The sequence below is a fragment of the Actinopolyspora mzabensis genome (assembly GCF_900101095.1).
In the GTDB taxonomy this organism is placed as follows: Bacteria; Actinomycetota; Actinomycetes; order Mycobacteriales; family Pseudonocardiaceae; genus Actinopolyspora; species Actinopolyspora mzabensis.
Map to the genome: position 1 here is coordinate 268,757 of NZ_FNFM01000009.1, position 6,660 is coordinate 275,416.

Annotated in this window: 5 protein-coding genes; 4 read left to right on the forward strand and 1 reads right to left on the reverse strand. The window is 65.6% G+C overall.

Annotated features, from left to right (window positions below):
- The first annotated feature begins 134 nt into the window (after positions 1 to 134).
- The 3 genes from BLR41_RS16690 to secA all read left to right on the forward strand — a co-directional run bounded on the left by BLR41_RS16690 (position 135) and on the right by secA (position 5,264).
- A complete protein-coding gene (locus BLR41_RS16690; RefSeq protein ID WP_218120191.1) occupies positions 135 to 827 on the forward strand; it encodes a ComF family protein in 693 nt (230 codons plus the stop codon).
- Positions 828 to 1,310: 483 nt separating this feature from the next.
- Complete coding sequence (hpf, locus tag BLR41_RS16695) at positions 1,311 to 2,063, forward strand: ribosome hibernation-promoting factor, HPF/YfiA family (RefSeq protein WP_092629563.1); 753 nt, start codon at positions 1,311 to 1,313, stop codon at positions 2,061 to 2,063.
- 336 nt (positions 2,064 to 2,399) lie between these two features.
- Entirely contained in the window at positions 2,400 to 5,264 is a 2,865-nt protein-coding gene (gene secA / locus BLR41_RS16700; protein ID WP_092629566.1) for a preprotein translocase subunit SecA, read from the forward strand.
- 108 nt (positions 5,265 to 5,372) lie between these two features.
- Here secA and BLR41_RS16705 read toward each other — a convergent pair whose 3' ends face one another.
- Positions 5,373 to 5,735 (reverse strand): Rv3235 family protein, encoded by a 363-nt coding sequence (locus BLR41_RS16705; RefSeq protein ID WP_092629568.1) that lies wholly within the window; start codon positions 5,733 to 5,735, stop codon positions 5,373 to 5,375.
- A gap of 132 nt (positions 5,736 to 5,867) precedes the next feature.
- Here BLR41_RS16705 and BLR41_RS16710 point away from each other — a divergent pair, with 132 nt between their 5' ends.
- Positions 5,868 to 6,311, forward strand: a complete 444-nt coding sequence (locus tag BLR41_RS16710; RefSeq protein ID WP_092629569.1) for an HAD-IA family hydrolase — start codon at positions 5,868 to 5,870, stop codon at positions 6,309 to 6,311.
- Positions 6,312 to 6,660 lie beyond the last annotated feature (349 nt).

Consider the following 6,660-nt stretch of genomic DNA (forward strand, 5'->3'; position numbering starts at 1 on the left):
TCGAGCGAGCGGACCGCTCCGAGCGACTCGGAGCAGCGGGTACCGAGCCGCCCCGGGACGGTGTGAAACCGACACGCCGAGCCGTTGGTAGCTGGGTGCCCGGCCCGGCCCGCCCACCAGGCAACCTCGTTGGCGTGTCATTCGATCGACGCTCCTTCTCGGTCGTCCCCGCGGGGCTGGTGGATCTGCTGCTGCCGTTGCGCTGTGCGGGCTGCGGCCTGGCCGGATCCGTGCTGTGCGCCGAATGCGACCGGCGGTTCCGCGAGCTGCGCGTGATCCGCCCTCCCGCGTTGTTCCGGGAACCGCCGATTCACGCGTTGGCGCGTTATCGCGGTCGCGTGCGTACGACGCTGCTGGCCTACAAGGAGGGCGCTCGTCGTGACCTGGAAAGACCGCTGGGAGAGCACGTGGCCACCGCCGTCCGGGCGGTGCTCGCCTCCGGCTCGATCCACGAAACCGACTCGCTTCGGCTGGTGGCGGCTCCGTCGAGGGACGCGGCCGTGCGGCGCAGGGGCAGAGCGCACCTGACGCGGCTCGCCCGCCGCGCGGAGCGGAGGTTGCCCGGCGTGCGCACGGCCGACTGCCTTCGGCTGAGTCCGCGAGTGCGCGAATCGGTCGGGTTGGGCAGCGGACCGCGCTTCGAGAACCTGCGTGGTGGGGTACTGCCGCGCCCGGGCCGCCTGCCGCCGCCCGGTACGCCCGTGCTGCTGCTCGACGACGTGCTCACCACCGGTGCCACGGTGCTCAACTGCCGAAGAGCGCTGTCCGAGGTCGGAATCCCGGTGGTGGCCGTACTGGTGCTGGCGAGCGCCTGCCGGGAGTCCTGACCGACCCGTACCCGATCCTGCATCCGGAGCAGCCCGTTGCCCACCCGTGTTTCCCGCGAGGTGAACCAGATTCCGGCTCACCGGGAACCGATGGTTTGTCTCGTGCGTTTGCCGGGTATACGCGGATGACCGTACCGCCCGGCGCGGGCACGTGCGGACGTCCGGGTACAGGTCCGAAAGGGCGAGCACTGGCCATGGCCGTGCTACTGCTGTCGTCGGGACCGGCCCAGCGCCGGGCGGAGGTGTGTCATTGCGAACCCGGGAGCAGAGCAATTACTCAGGGTGTCCAATTGACTTCACCCGACTCGGGGGGTGTCACAACTCCGCAACGCGAGCTAACGTGCGTTCCCATCAAGCCGTTTTCCGGCAGTGGAATGAGGTGAGGCAGTGATGACCCTGACGCCGGAAACGAGCTGAGCACGCTCACTCCGGTGTCGCCGTGATCGTCATTCACGGAAGCACGCTGAGCAACGGAGGTCGTGAATGGACATCGTCGTCAAGGGCCGCAACGTCGAGGTGCCCACGCATTACCAGCAGCACGTCGACGAGAAGCTGAGCCGCCTCGACCGTTACGACAGGAAGGCCATGCGGGCCGACGTGGAGCTCCGGCACGAGCGTAATCCACGCCAGGCGAAGAACTGCCAGCGGGTCGAGATCACCCTCAAGGGACGCGGACCGGCGGTACGAGCAGAGGCCAGCGCGGTCGACTTCTACGCCGCCCTGGATGCCGCGTCGACGAAGCTGGAGAACCGGCTACGCAAGATGCACGACCGCCGGAAGGTGCACTACGGCCGGCGCAACCCTCGTTCGGTGGCGCAGGCCACCGCAGCGATGGCGGATCGTCCGGTCGCCGTCGCCGGTGCCGGAGGTACGACCGGCGGCCGCACACGCACGACACTCCTGGAACCGCCGACCGACCAGCTGCGAGACGACAGCGCGGAGGGGAACAGCACCGTGAGCGAGAGCGCCGTGAGCAATCAGCGGGCTTCCCGGACAACCGAACCTCCTGCGGGCGCCGGATTCCCGCAACAGCGTGAGGAAAGCAGTGACTACGAACCCGGGCGAATCGTCCGCGAGAAGGAGCACCCCGCCACCCCGATGACCGTGGACCAGGCCCTCTACGAGATGGAGTTGGTGGGACACGACTTCTACCTGTTCTTCGACGCGGAAGCCGACAAACCCAGCGTGGTTTACCGCCGTAAGGGATTCGACTACGGAGTGATCAGACTGGCCTGAGCCGGGTGGTCCCCGCGGCTACTCCAGCCGTACCGATTTGGTACGGACCATAACCATCGTGGTCGTCCACCGCGTACCGTGGTGCGCGGGGACGGCCACGTCTGTGGTTCGACGCGGCCCACGGGCGGCCAGATTCCCCCTGCCACCGCACGATCGGGTGTGGCGGGAACACACGTGCGTGCCGGAAACGTTCGTGCTCCGTGGCCACTTCCGGTGTTCGAGCAGTGAGCATCGGCCGACGGTGCCTGAGCGAACCGTGCGGGGGTGGGCTTCTAATACTATGGCCGTAAAGCGTCCGTGACGGGCGCGTCACGATCAGCAAGTGAGGTCGACCGGATGGTCCTGTCCCGACTGCTCCGCGCTGGCGAAGGTAAGATGCTCAAGCGCCTGCGTTCCATCGCGGCGCACATCAACGAGCTCGAAGACGACACGGTCGCGCTGTCCGATGACGAGCTGCGGGCCAAGACCGATGAGTTCAAGGGCCGTTACGCCGACGGCGAGCAGCTGGACAAGCTCCTGCCCGAGGCCTTCGCGGTCGCTCGTGAGGGAGCCAGGCGAACACTCGGCAATCGGCATTTCGACGTCCAGCTCATGGGCGGTGCCGCGCTGCACTTCGGTCAGATAGCCGAGATGAAAACCGGTGAGGGCAAGACGCTCACCTGCGTGCTGCCCGGCTATCTCAACGCGATCACGGGCAACAGCGTCCACGTCATCACGGTCAACGACTACCTGGCCAAACGTGACTCGGAGTGGATGGGCCGAATATATCGCTTCCTCGGTATGGAAGTCGCCGCGATCACGGCCGAGATGTCTCCCGAGCAGCGTAGGGACGCCTACAACTGTGACGTCATCTACGGAACCAACAACGAGTTCGGCTTCGACTACCTGCGCGACAACATGGCCTGGAGTCTGGCCGAGTGCGTACAGCGCGACCACAACTTCGCGATCGTCGACGAGGTCGACTCGATCCTCGTCGACGAGGCCAGGACCCCGCTGATCATCTCCGGTCCCGCCGACCAGTCCTCTCGCTGGTACCAGGAGTTCGCGCGACTGGCTCCGATGCTGACCCGGGACGAGCACTACGAGGTGGACGAGCGCAAGCGCACCGTCGGCGTCACCGAGGAAGGCGTCGACATCATCGAGGATCAGCTCGGGATCGACAACCTCTACGAGGCCGCGAACACCCCGCTGGTCGGATACCTCAACAACGCGCTCAAGGCCAAGGAACTCTACCGCAGGGACAAGGACTACATCGTCCGCAACGGTGAAGTGGCCATCGTCGACGAGTTCACCGGTCGCGTGCTGCACGGGCGTCGTTACAACGAGGGCATGCACCAGGCGATCGAGGCCAAGGAAGGCGTCGATATCCAGGCCGAGAACCAGACGCTGGCCACGATCACGCTGCAGAACTACTTCCGGCTCTACGACAAGCTCGCCGGTATGACCGGTACGGCCCAGACGGAGGCCGCCGAGTTCCAGAGCACCTACAAGCTCGGTGTGGTCTCGATTCCCACCAACGAGCCGATGATCCGGCAGGACCAGCCCGACCTGATCTACAAGAGCGAGGAGGCCAAGTTCGCCGCCGTCGCCGAGGACATCGAGGAACGGCACGGTAACGGACAGCCGGTGCTGGTCGGCACGACCAGCGTCGACCGCTCCGAGTACCTGGCGAAGCTGCTCACCAAGCGCGGTGTTCCCCACAGCGTGCTCAACGCCAAACACCACGAGTCCGAAGCGGGCATCATCGCCGAGGCGGGCCGCAGGGGCGCGGTAACCGTTGCCACCAACATGGCCGGTCGTGGTACCGACATCGTGCTCGGCGGCAACATCGATCACCTGGCCGACAGCGAACTGCGGAAGCGGGGTCTCGATCCGGTCGACAACCGGGAGGAGTACGAGGCCGAGTGGCCCGCGGTGGTCGACAAGATCAAGGAGCAGGCCGAGTCCGAGGCCGACGAGGTACGCGAGGCGGGCGGACTCTACGTGCTCGGCACCGAACGGCACGAGTCACGCCGGATCGACAACCAGCTGCGTGGTCGTTCCGGACGGCAGGGCGACCCCGGCGAGTCGCGGTTCTACCTTTCGCTCGGTGACGAGCTGATGCGCCGCTTCAACGCCAACATGGTCGAGACCGTCATGACTCGCCTGAAGGTCCCGGACGACGTTCCGATCGAGCACAAGATGGTCACCAGGGCCATCCGCAGCGCTCAGACCCAGGTCGAACAACAGAACATGGAGATCCGCAAGAACGTCCTCAAGTACGACGAGGTACTCAACCAGCAGCGCTCGGTGATCTACACCGAACGCAGGCGTGTGCTGGAGGGCGAGGATCTGCGCGAGCAGGTCGAGCACATGATCGAGGATGTGGTCAGCGCCTACGTGAAGGGCGCGACCTCCGAAGGATATTCGGAGGACTGGGATCTCCCGCAGCTCTGGACCGCCCTCAAGACCCTCTACCCGATCTCGATCCACTGGGAGGACATCGCCGAGGAGGACGGCGACCTCAGCAGCAAGAAGGTGAACGACGCGGTACTCGCCGATGCCAAACGTGCCTACGACGCACGGGAGGCCGAGATCGAGGAGATGGTCGGCGAAGGCGGCATGCGCGAGCTCGAACGCCGTGTCGTGCTCAGCGTGCTGGACCGCAAGTGGCGGGAGCACCTCTACGAGATGGATTACCTCAAGGAAGGTATCGGGCTGCGTGCGATGGCACAGCGGGATCCGTTGCTCGAATACCGACGTGAGGGCTTCGACATGTTCAACGCCATGTTGGAAGCACTCAAGGAGGAGTCCGTCGGTTACCTGTTCAACGTCCATGTCGAGGCCGCCGAACCGGAGGAGCCCGCGGAACCGTCGGTGCCGGTTTCGGTCAGCCAGAGCTCCGGTGGTGACGGTGCCGCTGCGGAGGACGGCCAGGCAGCCCAGCCCAGCTCCAAGAGTGGTAAGAAGTCCCGGGCCGCGGGGCCCGCGCTGAGCCAGCTGGGGGCGCAGCAGGAAGAGCAGTCGCAGGTTCCGGCAGCCCTGCGCGGCAACGGGGCCGGAAGGTCGGGACAGCAGCTCAGTTACTCGGGACCGTCGGAGAACGGCGGGGTCGAGACGAGCAACGGCGAATCCGATGACTCCGCTTCGGAGCAGCAGGGCACGAGGCGGGAACGTCGTGCCGCCGCCCGGGCCGAGTCCAAGAAGGGCAAGAAGCGCTGAGCGGGGTTCCCCGAACTTCGCCGAGCTGATGCTCGAATGGACGGGATCCCACGGTCCCCTACGTGGGATCCCGTCCCGAGCGGGGTAAGTCCACATGCACCTCCCGAGTTACATCAGCTTGAGCAGGGTGCACCACCACCCGGCATCCATTCGCTCCAGGCGGAGCGTCATGGCGCGGTGCCGGTTCGGTTCGCGGATGACCACGCAGACTTCCACGGTGCTGGAGTTGGTGGGGCAGGCGTGCACCGAGTTCATCCGCGTGCGGAAGTCCAGCGGTGTTTCGCGTCGAGTGAGGGTCGTCAGCAGGCCGGCCACCGGTCTGCTCAACCACCGGCGTATCTGGTGGAGCGGCCTTCGACCGGTCAGGACCTCCACCATGCTTCTGGCCGCGCCGTGAGCCAGTGCCGACGCCGAGTAGGACGGTGGGGTGCGGTTCTCGCCGTCGGCGAGCGCGGTGGTTCCTTCGCGCATGACGGTGCTCTCCTTTCCGGCGGTTTCACGGATTAGGAGTGCGTCGGCTCCGCCGCACGTTCACTCCGAACCGGGCAACCACCCGATGGGATGAGCGTGGCTGTTCGAGTGGGCGCGAGTTAGGTGGTCGGAATGACTTTGTCGGCGCTCGTGGTCGATTTCGGTGGGGTCCTGGACGATTTCGGGGAGCTTTCGTCGGGGCGGGCAGCCGGTTCCGATGCGGAGACGGCACCGGTTGTGCGGGCTGTGGAGTGGTTGCGCGACCGTGACGTGACCGTCGCTTTGTTGTCGAACGGGGACAGTCGCCCCACGACGATCGACTGCGATCGGTTGTTCGATGTGGTGGCCGTTTCGGCCGAGACCGGGTTTCGGAAGCCCGCCGCCGCGAGCTTTCGGCACGTACTCGGACAGCTGGGAGTGTCCGCAGAGCGGTGCGTCATCGTCGACGACGAGGCGCGCAACGTTGCCGCGGCCGTCGAGATGGGCATGGTGGGGATCGTGCATTCCGATGTCGAGTCGACGCTGCACGAACTTTCCGTGCTTTTCGAGTCGGAGTTAAGCGAACAGTCTCGATAATCCGGTGTCACCTGGTGTTTTGGTGGTTGGTGGGGGTGGGTGTGTGGGGTGGTGTGGTGGGGGTTTAGAGTGGTTGTTGTCAGCACGGCGGGGCCGGGCTGGAAATCACGGGAAATGGTGAGCCTGGGATGTGGTTCCGGGTTTGTTTGGGTGGTTTCTGGTGTTCGGTTCGTGGTGGTGGCTGGTTGTTTGAAGAACTGCATGTGGTGCCTGGTGCTTGCTGGCTCGGGATCTGGCCTTGGTGGGTTGGGTTTCGGTGTTGGTGGGTGGCCCCCCGGTGAGTGGGGGGTTGGTTGGGGTGCTACGGTGGATGCAGTCAACAGCAAAGGGCATTCGGGAGATCTGCTGG

Bases quoted from the DNA above. Each gene is read 5' to 3' on its own strand.
- hpf (WP_092629563.1), top strand. From the start codon at position 1,311: ATGGACATCGTCGTCAAGGGCCGCAACGTCGAGGTGCCCACGCATTAC.
- secA (WP_092629566.1), top strand. From the start codon at position 2,400: ATGGTCCTGTCCCGACTGCTCCGCGCTGGCGAAGGTAAGATGCTCAAG.
- BLR41_RS16705 (WP_092629568.1), bottom strand. From the start codon at position 5,735: ATGCGCGAAGGAACCACCGCGCTCGCCGACGGCGAGAACCGCACCCCA.
- BLR41_RS16710 (WP_092629569.1), top strand. From the start codon at position 5,868: ATGACTTTGTCGGCGCTCGTGGTCGATTTCGGTGGGGTCCTGGACGAT.